22 protein-coding genes and 1 tRNA gene are annotated in these 25,264 nt (G+C 67.0%); 11 read left to right on the plus strand and 12 right to left on the minus strand.

Features of this window, described 5'->3' with window-relative positions; translation table 11 throughout:
* Positions 1 to 26 precede the first annotated feature (26 nt).
* Positions 27 to 2,195 (plus strand): TonB-dependent receptor, encoded by a 2,169-nt coding sequence (locus HV701_RS10290; RefSeq protein ID WP_175132962.1) that lies wholly within the window; start codon positions 27 to 29, stop codon positions 2,193 to 2,195.
* 3 nt (positions 2,196 to 2,198) lie between these two features.
* On the opposite strand, the gene HV701_RS10295 is transcribed toward HV701_RS10290, so the two are convergent.
* From HV701_RS10295 to HV701_RS10310, 4 genes are all read right to left on the minus strand, one after another.
* Positions 2,199 to 3,398: an MFS transporter gene (locus tag HV701_RS10295; protein ID WP_175132963.1), complete on the minus strand. Its 1,200-nt coding sequence runs from the start codon at positions 3,396 to 3,398 to the stop codon at positions 2,199 to 2,201.
* 197 nt (positions 3,399 to 3,595) lie between these two features.
* Positions 3,596 to 4,495, minus strand: a complete 900-nt coding sequence (locus HV701_RS10300; RefSeq protein WP_254595156.1) for a HipA domain-containing protein — start codon at positions 4,493 to 4,495, stop codon at positions 3,596 to 3,598.
* A 68-nt stretch (positions 4,496 to 4,563) separates the two neighbouring features.
* A complete protein-coding gene (htpG, locus tag HV701_RS10305; RefSeq protein WP_175132964.1) occupies positions 4,564 to 6,453 on the minus strand; it encodes a molecular chaperone HtpG in 1,890 nt (629 codons plus the stop codon).
* A gap of 182 nt (positions 6,454 to 6,635) precedes the next feature.
* The gene (locus HV701_RS10310; RefSeq protein WP_254595157.1) at positions 6,636 to 8,021 is read right to left on the minus strand and encodes a DKNYY domain-containing protein; all 1,386 of its coding nucleotides are present in this window, start codon (positions 8,019 to 8,021) and stop codon (positions 6,636 to 6,638) included.
* A 171-nt stretch (positions 8,022 to 8,192) separates the two neighbouring features.
* Here HV701_RS10310 and HV701_RS10315 point away from each other — a divergent pair, with 171 nt between their 5' ends.
* Positions 8,193 to 9,584 carry a uracil-xanthine permease family protein gene (locus tag HV701_RS10315; RefSeq protein ID WP_175132966.1) on the plus strand — a complete coding sequence of 464 codons (1,392 nt, stop codon included), beginning with the start codon at positions 8,193 to 8,195 and terminating at the stop codon, positions 9,582 to 9,584.
* Between the two features lie 120 nt (positions 9,585 to 9,704).
* Positions 9,705 to 9,789, plus strand: a tRNA-Leu gene (locus HV701_RS10320).
* A 174-nt stretch (positions 9,790 to 9,963) separates the two neighbouring features.
* Here HV701_RS10320 and HV701_RS10325 read toward each other — a convergent pair.
* Positions 9,964 to 10,287, minus strand: a complete 324-nt coding sequence (locus HV701_RS10325) for a YXWGXW repeat-containing protein (protein ID WP_175132967.1) — start codon at positions 10,285 to 10,287, stop codon at positions 9,964 to 9,966.
* 281 nt (positions 10,288 to 10,568) lie between these two features.
* Between HV701_RS10325 and HV701_RS10330 the strand changes: the two genes are divergently transcribed.
* The 6 genes from HV701_RS10330 to HV701_RS10355 all read left to right on the plus strand — a co-directional run bounded on the left by HV701_RS10330 (position 10,569) and on the right by HV701_RS10355 (position 17,620).
* Positions 10,569 to 11,585: an amino acid ABC transporter substrate-binding protein gene (locus HV701_RS10330; protein ID WP_175132968.1), complete on the plus strand. Its 1,017-nt coding sequence runs from the start codon at positions 10,569 to 10,571 to the stop codon at positions 11,583 to 11,585.
* A 119-nt stretch (positions 11,586 to 11,704) separates the two neighbouring features.
* The gene (locus tag HV701_RS10335) at positions 11,705 to 13,885 is read left to right on the plus strand and encodes an ATP-dependent helicase (protein ID WP_254595158.1); all 2,181 of its coding nucleotides are present in this window, start codon (positions 11,705 to 11,707) and stop codon (positions 13,883 to 13,885) included.
* Positions 13,886 to 13,994: 109 nt separating this feature from the next.
* Positions 13,995 to 14,276, plus strand: a complete 282-nt coding sequence (locus HV701_RS10340) for a peptidylprolyl isomerase (RefSeq protein ID WP_006385706.1) — start codon at positions 13,995 to 13,997, stop codon at positions 14,274 to 14,276.
* A 234-nt stretch (positions 14,277 to 14,510) separates the two neighbouring features.
* Positions 14,511 to 15,446 (plus strand): 3,5-dioxohexanoate:acetyl-CoA acetone transferase, encoded by a 936-nt coding sequence (gene kce, locus HV701_RS10345; protein WP_175132969.1) that lies wholly within the window; start codon positions 14,511 to 14,513, stop codon positions 15,444 to 15,446.
* A gap of 123 nt (positions 15,447 to 15,569) precedes the next feature.
* A complete protein-coding gene (locus tag HV701_RS10350) occupies positions 15,570 to 16,769 on the plus strand; it encodes an ABC transporter substrate-binding protein (protein ID WP_175132970.1) in 1,200 nt (399 codons plus the stop codon).
* 32 nt (positions 16,770 to 16,801) lie between these two features.
* Positions 16,802 to 17,620 (plus strand): SDR family oxidoreductase, encoded by an 819-nt coding sequence (locus HV701_RS10355; RefSeq protein ID WP_175132971.1) that lies wholly within the window; start codon positions 16,802 to 16,804, stop codon positions 17,618 to 17,620.
* A gap of 30 nt (positions 17,621 to 17,650) precedes the next feature.
* Here HV701_RS10355 and HV701_RS10360 read toward each other — a convergent pair whose 3' ends face one another.
* Positions 17,651 to 18,580 carry a LysR family transcriptional regulator gene (locus HV701_RS10360; RefSeq protein ID WP_175132972.1) on the minus strand — a complete coding sequence of 310 codons (930 nt, stop codon included), beginning with the start codon at positions 18,578 to 18,580 and terminating at the stop codon, positions 17,651 to 17,653.
* A gap of 98 nt (positions 18,581 to 18,678) precedes the next feature.
* Entirely contained in the window at positions 18,679 to 19,239 is a 561-nt protein-coding gene (locus HV701_RS10365; protein ID WP_244957869.1) for a hypothetical protein, read from the minus strand.
* A gap of 165 nt (positions 19,240 to 19,404) precedes the next feature.
* Between HV701_RS10365 and HV701_RS10370 the strand changes: the two genes are divergently transcribed.
* Entirely contained in the window at positions 19,405 to 20,085 is a 681-nt protein-coding gene (locus tag HV701_RS10370; RefSeq protein ID WP_175132973.1) for an XRE family transcriptional regulator, read from the plus strand.
* A 60-nt stretch (positions 20,086 to 20,145) separates the two neighbouring features.
* Here the strand turns inward: HV701_RS10370 and HV701_RS10375 are convergent, their stop codons facing one another.
* From HV701_RS10375 to HV701_RS10390, 4 genes are all read right to left on the minus strand, one after another.
* Complete coding sequence (locus tag HV701_RS10375) at positions 20,146 to 21,615, minus strand: DUF1254 domain-containing protein (protein ID WP_175132974.1); 1,470 nt, start codon at positions 21,613 to 21,615, stop codon at positions 20,146 to 20,148.
* A 206-nt stretch (positions 21,616 to 21,821) separates the two neighbouring features.
* The gene (locus HV701_RS10380; RefSeq protein WP_175132975.1) at positions 21,822 to 22,370 is read right to left on the minus strand and encodes an ureidoglycolate lyase; all 549 of its coding nucleotides are present in this window, start codon (positions 22,368 to 22,370) and stop codon (positions 21,822 to 21,824) included.
* The gene (locus tag HV701_RS10385) at positions 22,367 to 22,606 is read right to left on the minus strand and encodes an Arm DNA-binding domain-containing protein (protein ID WP_175132976.1); all 240 of its coding nucleotides are present in this window, start codon (positions 22,604 to 22,606) and stop codon (positions 22,367 to 22,369) included. Before HV701_RS10385 ends, HV701_RS10380 begins: the two co-directional genes overlap by 4 nt.
* An 81-nt stretch (positions 22,607 to 22,687) precedes the next feature.
* On the minus strand, positions 22,688 to 23,170 hold the full coding sequence (locus HV701_RS10390) for an SRPBCC family protein (protein ID WP_175132977.1): 483 nt from the start codon (positions 23,168 to 23,170) through the stop codon (positions 22,688 to 22,690).
* A gap of 86 nt (positions 23,171 to 23,256) precedes the next feature.
* Between HV701_RS10390 and HV701_RS10395 the strand changes: the two genes are divergently transcribed.
* A complete protein-coding gene (locus HV701_RS10395; RefSeq protein WP_175132978.1) occupies positions 23,257 to 23,637 on the plus strand; it encodes a cupin domain-containing protein in 381 nt (126 codons plus the stop codon).
* A gap of 16 nt (positions 23,638 to 23,653) precedes the next feature.
* Here HV701_RS10395 and HV701_RS10400 read toward each other — a convergent pair whose 3' ends face one another.
* Positions 23,654 to 24,844, minus strand: a complete 1,191-nt coding sequence (locus HV701_RS10400; protein ID WP_175133019.1) for an MFS transporter — start codon at positions 24,842 to 24,844, stop codon at positions 23,654 to 23,656.
* Positions 24,845 to 25,264 lie beyond the last annotated feature (420 nt).

Genomic DNA, 25,264 nt, shown 5'->3' on the forward strand with positions numbered 1-25,264 from the left:
CCCCCATCGAGTTTCGGGAAAGCGTCATGAGAAGAGTCGTATCCACCGCCGCCCTCGCGGCCTGCACCGCCGTGCCCAACGTCCAGGCCCAGGAGGCCGAACTGCCCGCTATCCGCGTGGAAGCCGCCGGCGACGCCGAGAGCCTGCACCTGGACAGCCGCAGCAGCAGCGCCTCGCGGCTGGGCCTGACCCTGCGCGAAACGCCCGCCTCGGTCGAGATCGTCTCGCAGCAGGCCATGCGCGAGCGCGGCGCCAGCACCCTCAGCGAGGCGCTGCGCGGCGCCACCGGCCTGGCCGGCGGCGGCCCGCCGTCCTCGCCCACCACGCTGTCTTCGCGCGGCTTCACCGACATCCTGTACCTGTACGACGGCCTGCGCATGTCCGGCGCCGGCTCGACCAACCGGGTCGAAGACACCTGGAACTACGAGCGCATCGAGGTCCTGAAGGGCCCCGCCTCGGTCCTGCAGGGCGACAGCGCCATCGGCGGCATCGTCAACTTCCAGACCAAGCGCCCCGACCGGAACAACCCGTCGCGCGAAGCGATGTTCTCGTATGGCAGCTACGGCAGCACGCGCACCGGCATCGGCCTGGGCGACAACTTCGGCGAGACCGGCGCCTACCGCATCGACTACAGCCACAACGACACCCGCGTCGGCACCATTGATCGCAACAGCAACAAGCTCGACCACCTGACCACCGGCATCGCCTTCGACATCGCGCCCGCCACCCGCCTGGACCTGTCGTTCGACTACTCGCGCGACACCGGCCACGCCTACTGGGGCACGCCGCTGGTCCCGCGCAGCCTGGCCAAGGACCCCACCGGCGTGGTCAGCACGCCCGATGGCCGCGTGCTGGACCGCGCCCTGGCCGGCAAGAACTACAACGTGCTGGACGACCGCAACGAGGCCGAATCCTATTGGCTGCGGGCGCGCGTCACGCACCGGTTGACGCCGTCGTGGACGCTGCGCAACGAATTCGCGATGAACAAGGTCGACCGGCTGTGGAAGAACTCGGAGTCGGCCACCTACAGCGCCCCCGCGTCGATCGACCGCGACCAGACCCTCATCACGCACCACCAGCGCTATTTCATCGACCGCTTCGACGCCAGCCATGACGGCGTCATCGGCGGCCTGTCGAACAAGTTCGTGATCGGCGGCGAACTCAGCAAGACCACGCTGGACAGCGAGCGGCGCTTCTCCAACCGGTCGGCCAGCACCGCCGACGCGCTGCGCGTGTCGCTGTGGAACCCGGACGTGGGCTATTTCAACGATGACCCGGCGCTGATGAGCGGCCCCGGCAACCGCACCGACTACACCACCGACGTGCGCGGCGCCGCGCTGTTCCTGGAGGATTCGCTCAAGCTGACCGAGCGCTGGACCGTGGTGGGCGGCTACCGCTACGACCGCATGCGCGTCGAACGCGGCGTCACCGACCTGAACGCCGGCACCCGCAACACTTTCGGCACCCGCTACAGCGCCAACTCCGCGCGGCTGGGCACGGTGTACGACGTGACGCCGTCGTCGTCGGTATACGCCCAGTACACCAACGCCACCCTGCCGGTGGGGACGCTGTTCCTGCTGTCGCAGGCCAGTGCCTCGTTCCCGCTGGCCAAGGGCGAGCAATGGGAAGCCGGTTTCAAGCAGAGCCTGGGCGACGTGGAATGGACCGCGGCGGTCTATCACATCAAGCTGGAGAACATGCTGACGCGCGACGCCAACGACCCGCGCGTGACGGTCAACAACGGCCGCCAATCGTCGCGCGGGGTGGAATTGTCGGCGGCCTGGCGCGTCACGCCGCAACTGACGCTGTCGGGCAATATCGCCGCGCTGAATGCGCGCTTCGATTCGCTGACCGAGGGCGACGGCACCTCGCGCGTGGGCAACACCCCGCCCAACGTGCCCGAGCGCATCGCCAACCTGTACGCCACCTATCGCCTGAAGGACGTGCCGATGGACGTCTTCGTCGGCCTGAATCACACCGGCAAGATCTACACCGACAACGCCAATCAGATCCGCATCAACAGCCACACCACGGTGGACGCGGCGATCAGCTATCGCATCCGTCCGGCGCTGATCACCTTCCGCGTGCGCAACCTGACCGACAAGCTCTACGCCTACTACGGCGGCCGCGCCACCAGCCAGGTGCTGCTGGCGCCGGGGCGCACCTACGAACTGGGCGCGACCTTCGAGTTCTGAGGCTCAGCAGCCCTGCACCGCCAACTTGCGCTGGCGCTGGTTGGCGGCGCGCTGCCACAGCACCAGCGCCAGCCCGGCGGCGGCAATGACCGCGCCCGCCACCGGCACCGCGGCATAACCCAGGCCGGCCGAGATCACCCCGCCGCCGGCCGCCGCGCCCACCGCATTGCCCAGGTTGAAGGCGCCCACGTTCACCGACGAGGCCAGGCCAGGCGCGTCGGTGGCGGCGCGCATCACCCGCATCTGCAGCGGCGGCACCACGGCAAAGGTGCCGAAGCCGAAGATCAGCAGCCCGATCGCCGCGCCCGCCGGGGTCTGGGCCAGCCACGGGAACGCCAGCAGGTCGGCGATCACCAGCACCAGGAAGGCGATCAGGCTGCCGTCGAGCGAACGGTCGGCGAAGCGGCCGCCGGCGGTATTGCCGATGGTGAAGCCAATACCGATCAGCACCAGCATCGCCGTCACGAAGTGGGGCGACGCGCCGGTCAACTCGGCCAGCGTCGGCGCCACATAGGTGTACAGCGTGAACATCGCCCCCGCGCCCAGCACCGTGGTCAACAGGGCCACCAGCACCACCGGCGTCTTGAGCACCGCCAGTTCATGACGGATGTCCGGACGCCGGCCCGCCTCGCCCGCCGGCAGCGCGAGCCACAACGACAGCATCGCCACCAGCCCCAGCACCGAGGTCGCGGCGAACGACATGCGCCAGCCGATCACCTGACCCAGCCAGGTGGCCGCCGGCACGCCGCCGACGTTGGCGATCGTCAGCCCCAGGAACATCGTCGCCACCGCGCTGGCCTGCTTGTGGCGCGGCACCACGCTGGCGGCCACCAGCGACCCCAGGCCGAAGAAGGCGCCATGGTTCAGGCTGGTCACCAGCCGCGCCAGCAGCAGCGTGGTGTAGTTGGGCGACAGCGCCGACAGCAGGTTGCCCAGCGTGAAGATCGCCATCAGCATGATCAGCGCCTTGCGGCGCGACCAGCGCGACAGCGCCAGCGTCATCAGCGGCGCACCGAGCATCACGCCGATGGCGTAGGCGCTGATCAGCATGCCGGCGCTGGGGATGGACACCCCCACGCCGTCGGCGATCACGGGCAGCAGGCCCATGGGAGAGAATTCGGTGACGCCGATGCCAAAGGCGCCAACGGCCAATGCCAGCAATGGCAGGCCGGCTTTCACCGGCGGGGTTTCATGGGTAGACATACGGGTTCCTTGGTTGGGTGCGCCGACCAGGGAATCCAGAAGCGTCGCGGCGAAGGCCGCAGCGTGGGGCGGGTCTGATCGGAAGACAGGCGGCCAGTATGACGGGTATACCCTTGCGGAAAAAGCAACGAAACGGCGAAAGACTTTTGACCTGGAGTCATGAATGATGTGGGGGGGGTTCCGGGGAGCGGACCGGATCAGCCCGGCAATTCCCAGCGTTTGGCGAGCTTGCGAATATTGGCCCGAATCCACGGGACCAGACGCTCGATCAGCGTGCTTTCCGTTCTTGCCGTGGCCTGCCGCGCCAGGTCGGCCTGTACCGTTTCCAGCGCCGACGGCAATTCCGTCACCAACGCCTGCGCCACGCCGGCCACATAGCGGGGGCTGAAGCCCAGTTCCCGGACCATCGCATCCAGATGCCCGCGGCCGATGTGGCCCGGCCTGGACTCGCCACCCACGGCAAACGCGAAATTGCGGGCCAGGCCGGGATACAGCGCGGTACACATCAGGTCATAGAACGGCGCCAGGCGGTACTGGCCATCTGGTGTTTGCAGCACGGACAGGTTCTTTGCATGGCTATCGTTGTTGCCAACGCAAAGGTTGAAAAGCACCCACAGCAGGAACCGCTTGAGGTCCGCCGCGTTGACGCCCATGCCCCCGAGCAGTTCGCGGCAATGCGCCAGCGACGGCCCGCCATCGGCTTCGTATTTCACGTCCGAGGGCTTGCCTGCCAGTTGGCACAGATCGAGTTGATGCAGGCGCAGCAGGCCCCCCGCGCCGTCCGGCGCGCGATCGTAGCGGGTGACCAGGCACGCGCGGGTATCCGGTTGCAGGCTTGCCTCGGCCACGCCGAGCCCCAGGCGCGCCGCCAATTGCATCACCAGGGTTTCATTGAGCGCCGATGACCAGACGCCATCAAAACCGCGCATGTCCGGCTTGAGGATGTGCGTGGAGGGCGCGGCGCCCTCCGGCCAGGCCGGCGAGCCATCCGGCATGACCATCAGCAGCAGCTTGTCCTGCGCGCCCGCCAGTGAAATGCGCGCCCCGTCGGCGTTTTCGGCGACCAGGGCCGGTTGCGCCGGATCCAACAAGCGCACGGAGATCCCGCCCTCTCCAATGAAAAAGGCGCCCTCGCGGGCGCCCTTTCACCTGTCACGCCAACCGCTTACTTCAGCAGCAGCGCGTTCAAGCGCTTGACGAACGCTGCCGGGTCGGCGATCTGCGCGCCTTCGGCCAGCAGGGCCTGATCGAGCAGCAGGCGCGCCCACTGGTCGAACTCGCCGTCGTCGGCGGCGCGGATGCGCGCCAGCAGCGGGTGTTCCGGATTGATTTCCAGCACCGGCTTGACGTTGGGCGCTTCCTGGCCGGCCGCCTTCAGCATGCGCAGCAGGTGCGGGCTGAGTTCGTTCTGGCCCACCACCACGCACGCCGGCGAATCCACCAGGCGCAGCGTCACGCGCACTTCCTTGACCTGGTCTTCCAGGGTCTTCTGCAGGCGCTCGACCAGCGGCTTGAAGTCCTCGGCCACTTCGGCCTGGTGCTTCTTTTCTTCCTCGTCGGCCAGCTCGGCCAGGTCGAGGCCGCCCTTGGCCACCGACACCAGCGACTTGCCATCGAACTCGCGCAGGTACGACAGCATCCATTCGTCGACGCGGTCGGACAGCAGCAGCACCTCGATGCCCTTCTTGCGGAAGATCTCCAGGTGCGGGCTGTTGCTGGCGGCGGCGAAGGTATCGGCCGTGACGTAGTAGATCTTGTCCTGGCCTTCCTTCATGCGCGCCACGTAGTCGGCGAACGACACGGTCTGGGCCTGGTCGCCGGTGTGGGTCGAGGCAAAACGCATCAGCCTGGCGATGCGTTCCAGGTTGACGTGGTCTTCGCCCGCGCCTTCCTTGAGCACCTGGCCGAATTCCGACCAGAACGTGGCGTAGTCTTCCGGCTTGTTCTCGGCCAGGTCTTCCAGCAGCGACAGGATGCGCTTGGCCGAACCTTCGCGGATGGCGCGCACGTCGCGGCTTTCCTGCAGGATTTCGCGCGAGACGTTCAGCGGCAGGTCGGCCGAATCGATCACGCCGCGCACGAAGCGCAGGTACGACGGCAGCAACTGGTCGGCATCGTCCATGATGAAGACGCGCTTGACGTACAGCTTGACGCCACGGCGGCCGTCGCGGTCCCACAGGTCCATCGGCGCGTGCTTGGGCACGTACAGCAGCTGCGTGTATTCGCTGCGGCCTTCGACGCGGTTGTGGGTCCAGGCGAGCGGGTCGTCGTAGTCGTGCGACACCGTCTTGTAGAACTCGCGGTACTGTTCTTCGGTGACGTCGGCCTTGTTGCGGGCCCACAGCGCGTTGGCCTGGTTGACGGTTTCGAGCTCGTCCTTCTTGACCTGCTCGCTCTTCTCCGAATCCCACTCTTCCTTGGCCATGCGGATCGGCAGCGAGATGTGGTCGGAATAGCGGCGCAGGATCTCGCGCAGCTTCCAGCCGTTGAGCAGTTCGTCTTCGTCGGCGCGCAGGTGCAGCGTGACGTCGGTGCCGCGCGTGGCCTTGTCGGCGGCGGCGATGGTGAATTCACCCTGGCCGTCGGACTCCCAGCGGATGGCGTCGGTGGCGCCGGCGCGGCGGCTGACCACGGTGACCTTGTCGGCCACGATGAACGACGAATAGAAGCCCACGCCGAACTGGCCGATCAGCTGCGCGTCCTTTTGCTTGTCGCCCGTCAGCTGCGAGAAGAACTCGCGCGTGCCGGACCGGGCGATGGTGCCCAGGTTGGCCACGGCTTCGTCGCGCGACAGGCCGATGCCGTTGTCGGAAATCGTGATGGTGCGCGCGTCCTTGTCGTAGCTGACGGTGATGGCCAGCTCGCCATCGCCTTCCAGCAGCGCCGGATTGTCGATGGCTTCGAAGCGCAGTTTGTCGCAGGCGTCCGATGCGTTCGACACCAGCTCGCGCAGGAAGATTTCCTTGTTGCTGTACAGCGAATGGATCATCAGGTGCAGCAGTTGCTTCACCTCGGCCTGGAATCCCAGGGTTTCGGACGTGGCGGTCTGGCTCATCGTTGTATGAAAAGTCGGAAAATTAGGGACAAAAGGAAGCCGGATAGCGGGGCGCATGGCCCAGGCGGTCTCCGGGAAACCCTATTGTGATGGGGGCCATGTGAAATATTTCAAGACCGGAAAATGCAGCGGCCGGCCAGGCTGCCCGGCCCGCCCCACGATCGGACCGGCCGCCCCCGGCATCAGTCCAGAAAAAACGACAGCACGCCGCGCCGGTAACGCGTTTTGGCCTCCAGCACCTCGTCGGACTCGGGCGCCGCCAGCTTCCCGCTGCGCACCAGATTGCGAATGTCGTCCGTCTTGATCTGCCGCGTCTGCCGCGAGCGCAGCAGGAAATCCGCCGCCATGGGATCCAGGATGCGATAGATCGCGCTGGGGATCAGCTGGTCCGGGCCCAGCTCGTCGAGATAATAGAGCGCGTCGCCGTTGCGCCAGACCGACCCGAAGCCGTGGTAGACACCGCCCAGTCGGGTCCACTGGCCCGCTGGCGCGTCCTTCATGCGCAGGATCAGCGTGGAACGGGAAATCAGGCGCCCGCCGGTGCGCGAGCGGTTCCACACGGCCTTGCCCTTGAGAAACAGCAGCTGGCGGCCGTCCCAGAACACATACGGCGACAACGCCGTGAAGCCGCCCGCCGCGAACGGATCGTCGCCGGCCCGCTCCACCACGCGCTTCTCGCTGTTGTAGAAATAGATGCCGTCCTTGCCGGCGAACAGCGCATGCAGCATGTGACGGCCCGCCTCGCTCAGCAGCCGGTACGGCGCATGCGCGCGGTCGAACGCCAGCGCGCCCAGGTACACCATGCCGTCGCGCGGGTCATGCAGATAAGGTTGGCGATGGAGGTTGCCGACCGTAAAGGTATACAGCGCCGGATCGTCCGATAGCGGCAGCAACGTCTCCCGGTAATAGACCCGGCGGCCATCGCCGAAGAAATTCTCGCCCGGCCGCGCCTCGCCCCGCTGGATCGCGGCGATGCGGCGCAGCCGCGCCGGATCCGCCTGCGGCATTTCGCGGCCTTCGTAGAACACGCGCGCGCCGTCGGTGGCCAGTTGCCGATCGAGCAGCGGCCGGTAGGGCTGCGCGCTGGCCGGCAGGGCCAGGAACGGGTACAGGTAGGTCTGCGGCTTGTCGCCCTTGCCGGCGCGGTACAGGATCGTCTGCCAGAGTTCGTCCATCTGGCCCAGCTCGCCATTGCGCTCGGAGGCGAAATCGCAGAAATACGTCACCGCGCCGTCGCTGAAATAACTGTTCCCCAGGTAGCGCGTCGATGCGGGCCGCATCTCCGGCAGCACCCGATTGCCGCAATACACGTGGCGCCCATCGCGCGCCGCCTGCCGGCCGTCATAGCGGCCCGTGTCGAAGGTTTCGAACGCCGCCGGATCCGCATCGCGCATCCGGTAATAACCATTGCTGGGCACGGCCGCATAGACCTCGCCCTGGTAGCGTTTGTAGATGCTGCTGCCATAGGACTCGCCATGGTCGATGGCGGTGAAATCGTCGCCGCCGGCGATCAGCCACGACAGCAGGCCCAGCGGCAGGATGACGGCCAACAAGACCAGTAAGATCACGATCCCTCTGGTGCGCTTCTGCATCGATTCCCAGGCCGGCGGCCGCTGGTTGACGGACCAGAATTCTATCAAGCCCCCCCGGGCAGCCCCGCGGCGGACGCGCTGCACCCGGGGGCCTTCCCCGCTAAAATCCCGCACTTTCCTCTCCCGCCCCCGGCCGACCCTGCCGCCATGCAACCCGCCTCCCTGACCCCACCCGCCGCCCACGGCGCGCCCGCCGACGACGCCCCCCGCCACGACCTGGTCTACGGCCCCGACGACCGCCCCGCGCCCCCCGTCGCCTTCGTCGCCGCCCTGCAGCACCTGCTGGCCATCCTGGTGCCCATCGTCACCCCTGGCCTGCTGATCTGCCAGGCCCTGGGCGTAAGCAGCCGCGACACCACCCTGATCGTGTCCATGTCGCTGGTCATCTCCGGCATCGCCACCTACGTGCAATGCAAGCGCTTCGGCCCGCTGGGCGCAGGCCTGCTGATCGTGCAGGGCACCAGCTTCAACTTCGTCGGCCCGCTGATCGCCGGCGTCTCGGTCATGGTCAAGCAAGGCACGCCGGTCGAAGCCGTGATGGCCGCGATCTTCGGCGTCGTCATCGCCGGCTCCTTCGTCGAAATGGGCATCAGCCGCATCCTGCCCTTCGTCAAGCGCCTGATCACGCCGCTGGTCACCGGCATCGTGGTGCTGCTGATCGGCCTGACCCTGATCAAGGTAGGCCTGATCAGCATGGGCGGCGGCTTCGGCGCCATGGCCAACGGCACCTTCGCCAGCGCCGAGAACCTGACACTGTCGGGCCTGGTGCTCGGCACCATCATCCTGCTGAACCGCGTGCCGGTGGTGTGGATCCGCAGCACCGCGCTGGTGCTGGCGCTGGCCGTCGGCTACATTACCGCCGCCTACATGGGCCGCCTGGACTTCACCGGCGCGCGCGAAGCCGCGCTGTTCCAGCTGCCGATGCCGCTGCACTTCGGCCTGGGCTTCTCGTGGTCGCTGTTCGTGCCGATGCTGATCATCTACCTGGTCACCTCGCTGGAAGCCATCGGCGACGTCACCGCCACCAGCAAGGTGTCCAAGCAGCCGGTCGAAGGCCCGCTGTGGATGCAGCGTATCAAGGGCGGCGTGCTGGTCAACGGCGCCAACTCGCTGCTGGCGGGCGTCTTCAACACCTTCCCCAGCTCGGTCTTCGCCCAGAACAACGGCGTCATCCAGCTGACCGGCATCGCCAGCCGCCACGTCGGAGTGTGGATCGCCGGCATGCTGATCCTGCTGGGCCTGTTCCCCGCCGTTGCCGGCGTGCTGCAGGCCGTGCCCGAACCCGTGCTGGGCGGCGCCGCCATGGTCATGTTCGGCGCCGTGGCCGCCTCCGGCATCAACATCCTGGCCGGCATCCACCTGGACCGCCGCGCCCTGCTGATCATCGCCGTGTCGCTGGCCCTGGGCCTGGGCGTGTCGCAGGTCCCCGAGATCCTGTCGCACCTGCCGCACGCGGTGAAAAGCGTCCTGGAATCGGGCGTGGCCACCGGCGGCATCTGCGCGCTGGTAATGAACTGGTTCCTGCCGGAAAAGAAGTAGGCCGGCCGGGCCGGCGTTCACGGGCGCCGGCCCCTTGCCTGACAATTTTTCCCAGACCGCATATAATCGCGGTCTTCGCTTTACCCGCGACCGTCACCTGGACGGTTCCGCGACCAGCCTGCCCGGGTGGTGAAATTGGTAGACGCAGGGGACTCAAAATCCCCCGCCGCAAGGCGTGCCGGTTCGATTCCGGCCCCGGGCACCAAATTAGAAAAGCCGCCACTGCATTGCAGTGGCGGCTTTTTGTATTTAGGCCCCATGCGTGCGTCATTCCCTTAGCCAAAAACGGAACAGCCGCCACCAGCGCGGAATATCACCGCTGCGCGGGCAGACCGGCCCCACCTGATCCCGGCGCCCCCCCCTCCCCCTTGGCAAGCCGTCAATAACGCCCCCAGCGCCCCGCGTAATACACCCAATGCCCGTGCCGATGACGCCACTCGGGCCGGTGGTACACGTAACCCGGCCGCGCCGGCACCCAGACGCCGCCGACCCAGGCGTGGCGTCCGCCGATCCATTCCCAATGACCTGGCGCCCAGACGTAGCCCGCGCGCGGCGGCGGCACCACTTCCACGCGGGGAGGCGGCGGCGCGACATTGATGCTGATGGCCACGCCGGCCTGCGCCACGCCGGGCGCCGCCAGCGCTCCCAGGGACAGGATCGCCGCGGTGCCCGCGGTCATCGCGGCTTTGACAAGACTCTTCATGATGCATCTCCCTCGCAGTCGCGTCCGCCGATGCGGACGCGGTGAGGCCAGTGTGCTCGGAAGGAATTGTCGAAATCGTTACGCGTCGGGCGTAGGCGGTTTCAGTGGATTTCATCTGGCGCGGCGGGGCCACCCGGCCGGATATGGCCCCGTAAATTCCGCCCAGTGGACTTAAGGGGAATTCCCCGATTATCCCCCCAGGGTCCGGCCGATACCATTCGCCGCATTTCCGCCGACCGGCGGATCCAGACCAATATGTTGCGCCCCTGCGCGGAGACACCATGAAAGCACTGACCACCGTCGCGGCAGGCGCCGCGCTCCTTTTTTCGTCGTGGGGCGCCAGCGCGGGCGTGACGTTCGACAGCGTCAAGAGCAAGGGCTTCGTGCAGTGCGGCGTGTCCACCGGCGTGGCGGGCTTCTCGGTCAACGACAGCAAGGGCGGCTGGATGGGTCTGGACGTGGACCTGTGCCGCGCCATCGCCGTGACCATGTTCGGCGATGCCTCCAAGGCCAAGATCATGGCCGTCAGCGCGGTGCAGCGCTTTACCGCGCTGCAGTCCGGCGAGGTCGACGTGCTGCCGCGCAACACCACCTTGTCTCTGACCCGGGACACCACCCTGGGCCTGATCGGCGTGGGCGTGAACTACTACGACAGCCAGGGCATCATGGTGAACAAGTCCCTGAATGTGAAGAGCGCCAAGGAGCTGGACGGCGCCACCGTCTGCGTGCAGCCCGGCACCACCTCCGAACTGAACCTGTCCGACTGGTTCCGCTCACACAACATTGCCTTCAAGCCCGTAGTGGTCGAGCGCCTGGACGAGATCATCCGCGCCTTCGCGGTGGGCCGTTGCGATGCTTTCACCGGCGACAAGTCGCAGCTGGCCGCGGCCCGCACCAATCTGGAGAACCCGGCGCTGTACGACATCCTGCCGGAGAATTTCTCCAAGGAGCCGCTGGGCCCCATGGTGCGCCAGGGCGATGAGCAATGGTTCAACGTGGTGCGCTGGTCGCTGAATGCGATGCTGGAAGCCGAGGAATACGGCATCACGTCCAAGAACGTGGACGAGATGCTCAAGAGCACCAATCCCAACATCCAACGCATCCTGGGCGTGACGCCCGGCATGGGCAAGAACCTGGGCGTGGATGACAAGTGGGCCTACAACATCATCAAGCAGATCGGCAATTACGGCGAGAGCTTCGAAAAGAACCTTGGGGAATCCAGCCCGATGAAGCTGACGCGGGGCTTGAATGCGTCATATCGGGATGGCGGGTTGATGTATGGGTGGCCGTTGCGGTAAAGGCGGCCTTGGCATCAAAAAGCGAGCGCACATTGCGCTCGTTTTTTTTGGGGGCATACCGGCAATACATGGCAGGTCAGCCGCAGAACGCCTGCGTTTCACCTTAAGTAGTATCGTTGATGACCGCGGCCAGCTTTGTCTCCCCCTCATCCACGTACATGACCACTTCATCGATCTCCGTTCAATTCACGCCCACGGGTTTTACCCCGACCGACGAACAGAGAAATATCCAGGGTTCCCGCCATCGGACCAATCTTGTCATCGCCAATGCGGGCGCGGCCAAGACGACCACGCTCGCGCTGCGCATCGGCGAGGCCATCAGCAGGGGGATGGCGCCTGAAGATATCCTTGCGCTGACTTTCACCGATGAAGCCAAGCAGGTGATGCAGACTCGCCTGACCGCCATCGGCATTGCGTACAACACGGCCAGGCGCGTTCGCGTGCAGACGGTCGAGGAATTTTCGCGGACCGTGCTGTCCAGGCTTGAAGACAATGTGCCCGTCAGCCTTCACGCCGCCCGCGAGCAGAGGGCTTTTGCGCTTTCGGCGCTGGAGAACGTGGGGCCGAATAATCCAGACAGGGCGGATGCGCTCGATATCAGCACCCACAACACGGCGATCAGTCAGTTCCTGGAGAATCTGCTCAGGTTGAAGGCCACCATGACGCTGGCCCGCGACGAGGCAGGCACGGACCCCGACTCCGCGGCGGAAAGCCTGGGCATTCCGCTGGGCGACTATCTGTGGGCCGTGGAATATGAAAGGCAGCGTATAGATGCCTTCGGCTATGTGGAGGCGCGCGGCTTTTTCGACGCCACCTATGACCTGGCGTGCACCCTGCGCGCAACGCCAGAAATGCATGAGGCCCTTCCCGCTTTCAAGCTGGTGGTCTGCGACGAGCTGCACGATGTCAATGAAGCCTCGTTCTGCATCATTGAATCGCTGCTCAACGTTCACAAGCCCTACTTTGTCGGGGTCGGCGACAAAGATCAGGTCATTTACTCGCATCTGGGAGCCGACTGCTCGTTCCTGCAGTATCGAATCGCGGCCAGCTTCCCGGGCTGCGTCGCTTTCCCGTTGTCGATGACATACCGCCACGGACCGCATCTGGCATATGCCATGGAAGCGTTCAAGAACAAGATTGTCGATTCGACTCTGCCGCTGCACACCGAGATCCGCGAAGCGCCCTATGGCGCCGTGCCGGGCGCTTGCGGACAACAGGTCGTGCAGGCCATCCTTCAGTGGAAAAACGATGGGAAGGCGCTGGATGGCTGCTGCATCCTGTTGCGCGACCATCACCAGTCCATCGAGGTTGAAAACGCGCTGATGCGGGCGCAAGTGCAATATCGCACGTTGACGATGAAAAGTTATCTGCGGCGCGATGAAATTCTTTTCCTGCGCGGCATGCTTGCCATCGCGCTGGGCGACTTTCATAACGTGGCGTCGGCCGACACGCGCTCGGCCATTGTGGAAGCATTGGCCACTTTCGCCGAAGTCCCCCTGACGCCGGACGAACTCAACGAGGCCAAAGCGACGATCTCCAAGGACCCGGCGACACTTGAGTATTTCTTCAAAGGCCAGATCCAGCGTGTTGGAAACCCCGCCGCTCGAACGCGTATCGAAAACGCGGTGATGCATCTGCGCGGCCTCGAGTCCGGCGCCCCCGCACATACGGCATTCGAAGCCGTCTGCGAACTCGTCGACATGGAAAAACTGGCGCGGCGGCTCTACGTTCACCCGTACGAAGCCGCGGTCGTGACCAAGTCTGTGAAGGGATTCATCGCGGCGGCACGTGACCTGAAACTGAACCTGCCGGACTTCTCAGCCTGGATTGGCGCCGCAGAGATGTTCGTTGGGGCGCGGCCCGGCAAGAACATGGTGTTGTTGGATTGCGTGGCGAACGTCAAAGGCAAGGAATTCGAGCACGTGATTCTGCCCTTTCTCGACCAGGGCGAATTCCCCAACCCGCTACGCGCACGCCCCGAAGAAGAAAACCTCTTCTACGTCGCGGCAACGCGCGCCAAGTCGCGACTCACCCTGATTCCAACGGAAGACCCCGCGCAGCGCAGCCCTTTCATTGCCCAGATGCAGCTGACCAGCACCCAAAACCGCGCCAACAACGCCGTCCGCCGCAATCTGGCCCTGCCCACCGCGTCTGTTGGCCAACGGGACCTGAAAGTTGCGTATGCCAATAGGGATGTGGTGAAGGCTTTGGGCGCTCAGTGGGATCGCACGAGAAAGGTATGGTACGTCCCGGGCCACCTGGATCTGGAGCCGTTCAAGAATTGGCTGGCGCAGCCGTGATCCGTCCCTTCCACGGCATTTCCGCTGCGCGTTTATGATGGCACGGTAGCGAGTCGGCGCAAATGCGTTACTCTCCCCACCCCAATCATTCCCCGCAAGGAGCCTCAACATGGCACAAGCCTCCGCCCGCCACATCCTGGTTTCGACCGAAGCCAAGGCCAACGAACTGAAGACCGCCATCGAGAACGGCGCCGACTTCGCGCAACTGGCCAAGGAAAACTCCAGCTGCCCGTCCAGCCGCGACGGCGGCAACCTGGGCACCTTCGGCCCCGGCCAGATGGTCAAGGAATTCGACACCGTGGTGTTCAGCGCCCCGGTCGGTGAAGTCCAGGGTCCGGTCAAGACCCAGTTCGGCTACCACCTGGTGGAAGTGACCAGCCGCAAGGACTGAGTCCCCGCCGCAACGCAGGACCACGCCGCCGCCGGAAATTTCCGGCGGCGGTTTTTTTTCAGGGCATGGCGGCTGGCCGTGAGCGGCGTACGCCCGCCACCGCTGCGCCGCAGCACCGGATTCCCTATCAATTGATAATTTCTGTTCAGGTGACAGCGGCCGGTGGCGTGCGACAGAATGGCCTGCGCCCGGCGGGAGACAGCCGGGCTCCACCATCCAAGAGGTGCCAGGCCCATGCAGCCATCCAGGAACAAGGTCATCATCACCTGCGCCATCACCGGCTCGGTCCACACGCCGTCGATGTCGCCCCACCTGCCGGTCACGCCGGACGAGATCGCCCGCGCCGCCATCGAGGCGGCCGAGGCAGGCGCGGCCATCGTGCACCTGCACGCGCGCCAGCCCGAAACCGGCCAGCCAACGCAGGACCCGGCGCTATACGCGCAGTTCCTGCCGCGCATCAAGGCCGCCTGCGATGTGGTGATCAACATCACCACGGGCGGCTCGCCGGTGCTGCCGCTGGCCGACCGCATGGCGCCGGCACTGCGCTTCAAGCCCGAGGTGGCTTCGCTGAACATGGGGTCGATGAATTTCGGCATGTATGAACTGCTGGAACGGTTCAAGACCTTCACGCACCCCTGGGAGCGCCCTTACCTCGAAAGCAGCAACGACCTGATCTTCAAGAACACCTTCAAGGACATCGAGCACATCCTGGTGTCCTGCGGCGACAACGGCACGCGCTTCGAGATCGAGTGCTACGACATCGGCCATCTGTACACCGCCGCCCACTTCGTCGACCGCCAACTGCTCAAGCCGCCCTTCCTGATCCAGTCCGTCTTCGGCATCCGTGGCGGCATCGGCACGCACCCCGAGGACGTGATGATGATGAAGCGCACCGCCGACCGCCTGTTCGGCGCCGACTACGTCTGGTCGGTGCTGGCGGCCGGACGCAAGCAGACGCCCCTGGCCACCCTGGCGGCGACGCTGGGCGGCAACGTGCGCGTGGGGCTGGAGGATTCGCTGTGGGACGGGCCGGGTGAACTGGCGCGCTCCAACGCCGACCAGGTGCGGCGCATCCGCCGCATCCTGGAAGACCTGTCGCTGCGCATCGCCACGCCCGACGAGGCGCGCGCCACGCTAGGCCTGAAGGGCGGGCACGCCGTCGCCTTTTGAATACGCCCGTCCCGTGGCGCCTGCCGCCCCCGCCGGGGCCAGGCGCCGCGGCGGCGGCGCGACAGCATCCCCGCCATCGGGGCACTTGAACACCACAAGATCCGCAGGATCGAGGAGACCACCATGAAAAAGACACTGTGCGCAGCCGCGCTGGCCACCGTACTGGGCTGGACGGGCGCGGCCCGCGCCGATGACGGCGTGATCCGTATCGGCTTCATCACCGACATGTCGGGCCTGTCGGCGGACGCCGATGGTCCGGGCGGCGCCGAGGCCATCAAGATGGCGGTGGCCGACCTGGGCGGCGAAGTGGCGGGCAGGAAGGTCGAGGTGCTGGTGGCCGATCACCAGAACCGCGCCGATATCGCCTCGGCGCGGGCGCGCGAATGGCTCGACCAGAAAGGCGTGAACATGCTGATCGCCGGCGCCAACTCGGCGGCCGCGCTGGCCATGGCCAAGGTGGCCGAGGAAAAGAAGACGCCCTTCTTCGTGGTGAGCGCGGGCGCTTCGGAACTGACCAATTCGCAATGCACGCCCTATACCGTCCACTACGCCTACGACACCGTATCGCTGGCGCGCGGCACGGCGCGCGCGATGCTCAAGGAGGGCAACAAGGACTGGTTCTTCCTGACGGTGGACCACGCCTTCGGCCAGGCGCTGGAGCGCGATGCGTCGGCCGTGGTGCAGGCCGAGGGCGGCACCGTGAAGGGACGCGTGCGTCATCCGCTCAACACCGCCGACTTCTCCTCGTTCATCCTGCAGGCGCAAGCCTCGGGCGCCTCGGTGCTGGGCCTGGCCAATTCCGCCAGCGACACCAGTAACGCGGTGAAGGCGGCCGCCGAGTTCGGCCTGACACCCAAAATGAAGATCGCCGGCCTGCTGGTGCTGATCAGCGACATCCACGCGCTCGGCCTGCCGGCGGCGCAAGACATGTACCTGACCACGGCCTGGTACTGGGACCAGGACGACGCCTCGCGCCAATGGGCCGCGCGCTTCGAGAAGACCATGCAGAAGAAGCCGTCCATGCTGCAGGCCGGCGACTACTCCGCCGCGACCACCTATCTGAAGGCGGTTGCGGCCACCGGCAGCACCGATGGCGATACGGTGATGAAGTGGCTCAAGGCCAATCCGGTGAACGACTTCTTCGTCAAGGACGGCAGGATTCGCGCCGATGGCCTGATGGTGCACGACATGTTCCTGATGCAAGTGAAAACGCCGGCGGAGTCGAAAGGCCCGTGGGACTACTACAAGCTGGTGGCGCGCGCGCCGGGCGACCAGATCTACACCTCGCCGGCCCAGTCCACCTGCCGCCTGATGAAGCCCTGACCCCGCGCGGGTCTGTCCCACAAGGAACAAGCATGACTGTGAAGCATCCCATCCCGGCAGACATCGGCGCCCTACCCGTGGACCTGACCGGCCAGCGTGTCATCGTCACCGCGGGCGCGGCCGGCATCGGCGCGGCCATCGCCGGCGCGTTCGCGGCGCGCGGCGCGCGCGTGCATGTGTGCGACGTGGACGAGCAGGCCCTGTCGGCCTGCCCGCATGCCTGGTCGCGCGCGGACGTGAGCCGGCGCGACCAAATCGACCGCTATATGGGCGAAGCGCTGGCGCACCTGGGCGGGCTGGACGTGCTGGTGAACAACGCCGGCATCGCCGGGCCCACGGCCGGCATTGGCGAGATTGCGCCGCAGGAGCTGGATGCGACGCTCGACATCAACCTGGCCGCGCAATTCCACACCGTGCGCCACGCGCTGCCGGCGCTGCGCCAGGCCGGTGGCGGCAGCATCATCAACATCAGTTCGGTCGCTGGCCGCATGGGCGTGCCGATGCGCACGCCCTACGCCGCCACCAAGTGGGGCGTGATCGGCCTGACGCGCTCATTGGCGGTGGAACTGGGCGGCCATGGCATCCGCGTCAACGCGCTGCTGCCGGGTCTGGTGGCCGGTCCGCGCATCGACCGGGTGATCGAGGCCCGCGCCCGCAACATGGGGGTGACGGTGGCCGAGGAAACCCGGCTGGAGCTGGCCGGCGTCAGCCTGGGGCAATTCGTGCGCGCGGCGGACATCGCCAACATGGCCTTGTTCCTGGCGAGCCCGTTTGGCGCGCTGATCAGCGGCCAGGCCATCAGCATCGACGGCGACCTGCAATCGCTGCCGTGGCAGCCGCCCGCCGACTGAGGCCGCCCCCCCTCCTTCAGGGCCGGGCCGCTACGACAACAGTTGGATGGTCCGCGCGTAGACGCCTTGTTGCCGCGCCCGGGCCGCGGCCCGCAAGGCGTCCAGCAGGCGCTCGGCCAGCTCCAGGCTGGCTGCCTCGTTGCGCGCGATCAGCACGAAATCGAACCACTGGCGCGCGGCCAGCGGCAGCGCCACCAGCTCGGGATAGGCCGCCACGATGTCGGCCGCCGACAGCGCGTTGATCAGGCTGATGCCACGCACCGCGCGCACCGTGCCCGGCAGCAGCGACATATGCGCCTGCATGCCGGAACGCAGCTGCAGCGACTCGGCGATGTCGCCTTGCGGCATGACGTAGTCGGACCACAACGGCTGCACATAGCTTTCGGGGCGGATGTCGCCGACGGCCACGACCTCGCCGCGCGCCAGCGGATGCTCGCGATGCGCGATAGCCATCACCTCGGCGCGCAGAAACGGCCGGAAGGCCAGCCGGGCGCTGTCCTGCGACACGGCCCCCAGCCCGAAGTCGGCGCGCATGGTGTCCACGGCGCTGATCACCTGCACCGAGGATTCCAGGTCGATCGAGAACGGCCGTGTGCCATGGGTCTGCACGTAGCAATGCAAGGCATCCGGCGCGTAGGCCAGCGCCAGCGCCGGCGAGGTGGCAATGCGCAGGCCGCGCCCGCCGAACTGCTCGATGCTGTGCAGCGCCTCGTCGATGCGCACCAGCTCGTCCAGCACGAACTTGGCTTCACCGTACAGGTACTGCCCGGCCTCGGTCGGGCGCAACGTTTTGTGGGAACGGTCGAACAGCTGCACGCCGGTGGCGTGCTCGAGCCGCGAAATGGCGTGGCTGATGGCGGGCTGCGTCATGTGCATGGCCTGCGCGGCCTGCCGGGTGGACCCGGTCATGACCACGGTGTAGAAGATGCGCAGGTCGTGGATGTTGAAATTGCGCTTCATGCGGCGTCGCGGCGCTCCGGTTGGGGCGGAGCCGCGCTCCGCCTGGTACCCGATTCTAGGTCGAGTCGGGGTCCTGGCGGACAGCCGCGGGTCTGGCACTAGCGGATGGACGGTCGCGCCGGCGGCGCCGTCACCAGCGCGCGCCGCCGCAGGGCCGGCAACAGCGCCGCCTTGGCTTCCTGGTAGGCCGCATGCTGCTGCGCGGGCGTCAGGCGCGGATTGCTGAAAACGCGGGCGCCGGCAGCCTTGTTGCCGGCATGCACGCCAATCGCCGAGCGCTGCTGCCAGGGCAGTTCATCGATGCAAAGCTCGGTCTGCTCGCCACGCGTGGCGGCCAGGCGGGCGTCGACGTCTTCGTCGTCATAGGCCTCCTCGGACACCATGCCGCGCGCGAACGCGGACACCTTGCCCACGCCGAGCTGGGGCCGGTAGCCGCGACTCCAGTGGTACCACTCCATGATCAGTGCTTCGACCTGGTCTGATTCTTCTCGCGTCATGCCATGGCCCTCCGGGTTTTGCGCGTGCAGGCTGCGGCGCGCCCCCTGCGGCGCGGCCACCGGGCGCGCGGTGAACGAACGCGCGATCGCGGCGCCCGCCTGCGATGCCGTGGCGACCCAGTCCTGCGGCGCCCGCAGCGCCATGTTTCCTGCCTGATTCATTTGCCGCTCCTTGCTGTGGGATTTTGGTAGCGATACGCTACCCACGCTTCCGTCTGATAGCAACACACGTTTCGGGTAATCCATGGGTAGAATTCTACAAATGTATAATCGTGATTTCAACACTTGTTGTTGCACAATTTTCCACAACTGTTTAGCGTCCGCATCATGGCTCTCGGAAAACAAATCAGGCGCTACCGCGCCGCCCTCGGTCTTACCCTGGAACAGCTGGAAGCGCGCACCGGCGTGGGGGTGGGCACCATCGCCGCCCTCGAAGGGCGCGACAGCGAACGCTCCAAATACGCCGCGCGGCTGGCGGCGGGGCTGGGGCTGTCACTGGAACAACTGCTGGACGAAGCCGCGCAGCATCCGCCCGACATCGTGCTGGCCGGGCCGGCCGACGACGGCGCCGCCGACGACCTGCGCATTCCCCGTTTCGATACCGGCGGCGCCATGGGCCCGGGGGTGGAGTTGCGCGACCAGCCCGGCGTGATCCAGAGCCTGCGCGTCAGCCAGGAGTGGCTGCACAAGAACCTGCGCCACTACACCGCGGCGGCCAATCTGTGCGTGGTGACCGGCTTTGGCGACAGCATGCGGCCCATGTACAACCCGGGCGATCCGCTGCTGGTGGACCTGGGAGTGGTCAAGGCCGACGTCGATGGCGTGTTTTTCTTTCGCGTCGGCAATGAAGGCTTCATCAAGCGCCTGCAGCGCATTCCCAGCGCGAACGGGCTGCTGATCCGCGCCAAATCCGAGAACACCAAGTACGACGCCTGGGACATCACCGAAGACATGGACCTGCAGATCTTCGGGCGGGTCCTGAAGGTCTGGCGCAGCGAGGATCTATGACCCGCCACGGCGCGCGGCCAGGCACGACGCCGGCCGCTGCGGCCACCCGCCGCGACGCCGCTACGGCCCGACGCGCTGCGCCTGCGGCGGCTGCCACGCGCCGTCCAGCAAGGCCGGCTGGGGCCAGTAGTAGCGCAGCGTCAGCATGAACGGCCCGGCCGGTGCCGGCAGCCAGTTGGCCTGGTCGCCCTTGCCGGGCGCTTGATGCTGGATGCGCAGCGTCAGCCCGCCATCGCGGTCGCGCTTGAGCGTGGGCAGCATCGCGGCATCGATCGCGTGGCGGCCGATGGGATTGGGCGCCAACTGCCGCCCCGGCATGCGATACAAGGTCACCGACCAGAACGCGTTGACCGGCGGCAGGCCGCGCGGCGCGAAACGCAGGGTGTACGAATGCGCGCCGTCCAGCGGCTGCCCCGCCGCGTCGGTGGCCAGCACCGTGGCCATCGCCTCTTCGCGATTGTCGCCGCCCAGGTCGACCTGGGCGCCAGTGGCGCGCGCGAGGTAGTCGTGGCGCAGGGTCTGGCGGTCGCCGAACAGCGTATCGGTCTTGCCGGCCAGCGCCACCCGATGCTTGTCGATGTCGTTCTGGCCGTCGTGCATGCCTTCGCGCATGACCTGCCGCAGCCGTGGGTTCAGGGTATCGGTGACGACCGGCGCGCCGGGACGGATACGCAGGCTGTCCAGGCGCTTGCGCAATGTCCGCTCGCTATGCAGAACCGGCGCGAATTGCAGCACAAAGCCCAGTTGGTTGTAGAACTCGAGCGAGCTGCGCATTTGCGCGGGGGGCTCCGGCGCAAGCCAGGCCACGGCGGCCGGCGCGGGCGCCGGTTTTCTGCGCAGGTAGGCCGACAGCGGCTGGACCTTGTAGCCGGCCTGGATGCGCTTCAGATGCGGCAGGTCCGCCGCTCCGAACCATTGGGTGCGCGCCGTCATGCTGACCAGTTCGGTCTCGGCGCGGATCACCTTGGTGAAGCCCGGGGGCTCGGCGCCGTTCCAGCGCGGCCCGACCACCAGGTACCGCCCGCCGCCGTTGCCGCCGACACGGCTGCCGATATAGGCGAAGTTGTAGCCATACAGATCGCGCAGCCGCAGCGAAAAATAGCGGCGGGATTCCATCGGCGGCACGCGGATGACGACGGGTTCGGCGCGCAGATCCAGCACCGCCGAGGACTCGGGCGCGTCGACGCTGGGCGCCACCGCCGCCATGTCTTGGGGCGGGGCGTGGCTGATGGTGTTGAACGGAGCCTTGTACTGCGGATTGCCGGTGTCGATGCTGGCCGCGTGGATGGCCTGGTAGTTGGCGACCATCGGATAGCCGTAGATGTAGGCCTCTTTGGCGATGCGCTGCGCCTCGGGCGCCGTGACACCGTCAATGCCGACGTACTGCGAACCAGTCGCCGCGTCGGGCGAGGTGAAGCTGCAACCGCTGGCGCCGGCAATCAATGCCAGCGCGGCGACGCCTCGGAGCCAAAGGAAAAGGCCGGGCAAAGCTCCGGTGGAAGATCCGACGCCAGCGCGGCGTATGCGCATTCCATGCTCCAACTCGGATAGCGGTTGGCAACGCCCGAATGGCGGCAGCGTCGCGGACAGGACAAACAGTCGCTGAAATTCTGGCACATTTCACCAGGGTAGTGAAAGCGCACGGAGATGACGGCACTATCTTTTTGCGGGCCATGGGGCGGCGATGCAATGCGCCAACACCATGCGCCGGACACCGCCTGCCCGTCCGCCAGGATTCAGTCCGGCAAACGCAGCGGCTCCAGTTGCCGCGCCGGAATCGCCGTGATCGCGCTTTCGCTGGGGGTGGCGTCGATGGTCAGGTGCTGGATCAGGTCCAGCGTGGTCGAGCGGCGCGTCAGCATCAGGCAGGTGACTTCGGCCTCGTCCACGCGCGTGGCGTGCCAACAGCCCGGGCGCATGCACACGCCCTGCCCCGGCTCGACGCGGAACGCCGCCAGGGTTGCCAGGTCCGGGCTGCCGTCGGCCGCGCTGCGCGCCACCACCTGGATGATGGCGCCGGTGAGCGGCACGATCGCCTGTTGCGTCAGCAGGTGCTTTTCCAGGCTGGCGATCTCGGAAGCGGCGCTGCGGTAATTGACCCACAGCACCTCGGCGTCGCCGCCGGCGCCGGTGTTGAAGACATGTTCCTGCCAGAAGTCGGTGGCCTCGTTGCTGAACATCGGCACGCCGTTGCCCAGCGGGATGGGCTTGCCCAGCATCCAGCCGTAGGCGGTGAAGGCATCGGCGGTCAGGTCGTGCACGGGCAAGGCGGCGGCGCCGGTCATGTGGGGTCCTTTGCGGGAGGGGAAGCAATGGCACGCCGGGGGAATTCGGCGTCGTAGTCGAAGTCGCCGCGTGCGATGGCCGCCAGGATGGCGGCGCGTCGTTCGGCGGCGCGCTTGAGGTTGGCCGCAGTGGGTTTGACGCGGATGCGCTCCACGCAATGTCGGCCCTGGTGGAAGAAGCCGATCTCGATGGACGATTCGGATGCCGGCCTGACGCCGTCGAAGCCTTTGCTCATGCCCCCTGCCCCGCAGGCGCTCGGGCGCCTGCTCGAAAGTCCGGGATTATCGCAGTTTTGCCCGAATCGGGGCATGCGGTTTCAGCCGTTTTCCGCGGCCTGGCTGGCCGCCGCCAGGCGGCGCCAATTGCGGCTGGCATAGGCATGCGCCTGGCGCAGCCCGGCCCACAGGCCCAGGCGCTTGGCCCAGCGCAGGATGCCCGCGGCCTCGAACTGCGTGACGCGCCGGACCTCGGTGCCGCGCCCCGGCACCGGCCGCAACTCGAAGGTGTCGACCAGGGAACCGACCCAGCCCGCGCACCACACGGTGCTGCGCTGCATCTGGTAGCGCAGGCGTTCGTCGGGCTGCAGGATCAGGATGCGCTGATCGATGGTGCCACGGTCGGTGGTGCACTGGCGCGTGAGGCCCACGGCGGGCGTGCCTTCGAGCACCTTGCAACTGATCGGCTTGGGCACGCCGAGCCGAAACAGCAGCGGCCGGGTGTCGTCCATGCGCGCGTGCAGGAAATGCGGCCAGATGTGGCGGGGCTCGCACGGAAACAACCAACGGGATTCGATCTGCATGCGGGGCTCCTTGACGCAAAGGCGTGCCGCCGACGCGGCCCGCGACACTGTTATAACGCGTATAGGCCGCTCCCTGGAGAAACCGCATGCCCATCGATCTGTCGTCGCACTACCTCTTTCTGGATACCGCCGGCCACGCCGCCACGGTCGAGGGCGGCAACGCCTTCTGGTCCCTGCCGCGCGAGGCGCTGGAACCTTATGGCCACGGCTGGCTGTTGTCGGAATACACCTTCAGCGCCGACTGGCCGCAATGGGAAATGCACCCGCAGGCCGACGAGATCGTGCGCCTGATGTCCGGCACGGCCGAGCTGCAGCTGGAATGGCCCACCGGCATCCAGTCGGTGCGGCTGGAAGCCGGAAGCGCCTACGTGATTCCCAAGGGCGTCTGGCATACGGTCAAGGTCATCGAACCCTGTCGCATGCTGCACGTCACGCTGGGCGCGGGCACGCAGCACCGGCCCCTGTAGTCCCGCCGTCCGCCGCTCAGGCGGCCACGGCGGCGCGTGCGCGCGGCAGCTCGCGATCGTCGATGGGCCAGTGCAGCGCCGCCGACACCACGCCCAGCGCCATCGCGCCCAGCCAGATCAGGTCGTACGAATGGGTCGCCTCGAACACGACGCCGCCCAGCCAAACGCCCAGGAACGAACCGAGCTGGTGGCCAAAAAAAACGAAACCGAACAGCGTCGTGATGTAGCGCACCCCGAACACCTGCGCGATCAGGCCGTTGGTCAGCGGCACCGTGCCGAGCCAGACAAAGCCCATGACCGCCGCGAACACGTAGACCGACGCTGGCGACAGCGGCAACAGGAAAAACAGCGCCATGGCGCCGGTGCGCAGCAGGTAGATGCCGGCCAGCAGGTACTTGCGGCGATGGTGCGCGCCGAGGATGCCGCAGACGTAAGTGCCGGCCACATTGGCAAGCGCGATGATGGCCAGCGCGGCGACGGCGTCCGCCGCGCGCATGCCCTTGTCCATCAGATAGGCCGGCAGGTGTGTGCCGATGAAGGCCAACTGGAAGCCGCAGGCCAGGAACCCGAGGTTCAGCAGCCAGAAGCCCGGTTGCGCGAAGGCCTCGCGGATCGCCGCGCCCAACCGTTGCCCGGGCTGCGCGGCGCCGGGCGCCGCCGCCACGCGGACGGTTTCCTTCAGCGGCCAGGCCAGCGGCAGCGCCGCCGCCAGCACCGCCGCGAAGATCAGCAAGGCGCTCACCCAGCCCCAGCCGCCAATCAGCCACTGCGCCGCCGGCACCAGGGTGAACTGCCCCAGCCCGCCGACCGCGCCGGCCACGCCCAGGGCCCAGCCGCGCCGTTCAGGCGGCACCAGCCGGCTGAGCGCGCCGTAAATCACGGCGAACGCGGTGCCCGACAAGGCGATGCCGATGCAGATGCCGGCGCTCCACATGAAGGCCGCCGTGCTGGTAGCGTGCGCCATCCCGACCAGCCCCAGCGCATAGAACACCAGGCCGCCCAGGACCACCTTGGCCGAGCCATAGCGGTCGGCAATCATGCCGGTGAAGGGCTGCGCCACGCCCCAGGTCAGGTTCTGCACCGCCATGGCCATGGCGAAGGCCTCGCGCGACCAGCCGCGATCCATGGTGACGGGAAGCAGGAACAGGCCCTGCACGTGCCGCACGCCCAGCGCCAGGCCCATGACGATGCCTCCGGCCAGCACCATCAGCCACAGTTTGCGTGACGGGGGGGCGGGGTCGGACGGAGCGGCGACGGCGGGAACGGCGGACATGGCGAACCTCTGGCGTGAAACGTCGGCGCCCGCGCAGGGGCGAATGCCGCTATTACAGGGGCGCCCGGGCCGCCCTTCAACCGATTATTTTTCGCCGACTGCATGCGCCGCGGGAATGCCAGCAGGCATCGCCCGGGCCCGCCGCCGCGCCCTGCCTGGCAGGCCGGCAGCCGCCAAGGCGGGCGATGTTAACGGTTGGTTTTCTATCGTTACATATGCCGTCTTTTTGCGGGCGATGGCTGGTTACAGTGCTGTCCTCGTTCCTATCCCCACAGGCACTTCCATCATGCGGCACGCCCGGCCCCGCCCGTTCCCATCCATTGCGCCCGCGCGCGATCAGGCGCGCTGCGCGCC

Source organism: Achromobacter pulmonis (assembly GCF_902859765.1).
GTDB classification, from domain to species: domain Bacteria; phylum Pseudomonadota; class Gammaproteobacteria; order Burkholderiales; family Burkholderiaceae_B; genus Achromobacter; species Achromobacter pulmonis.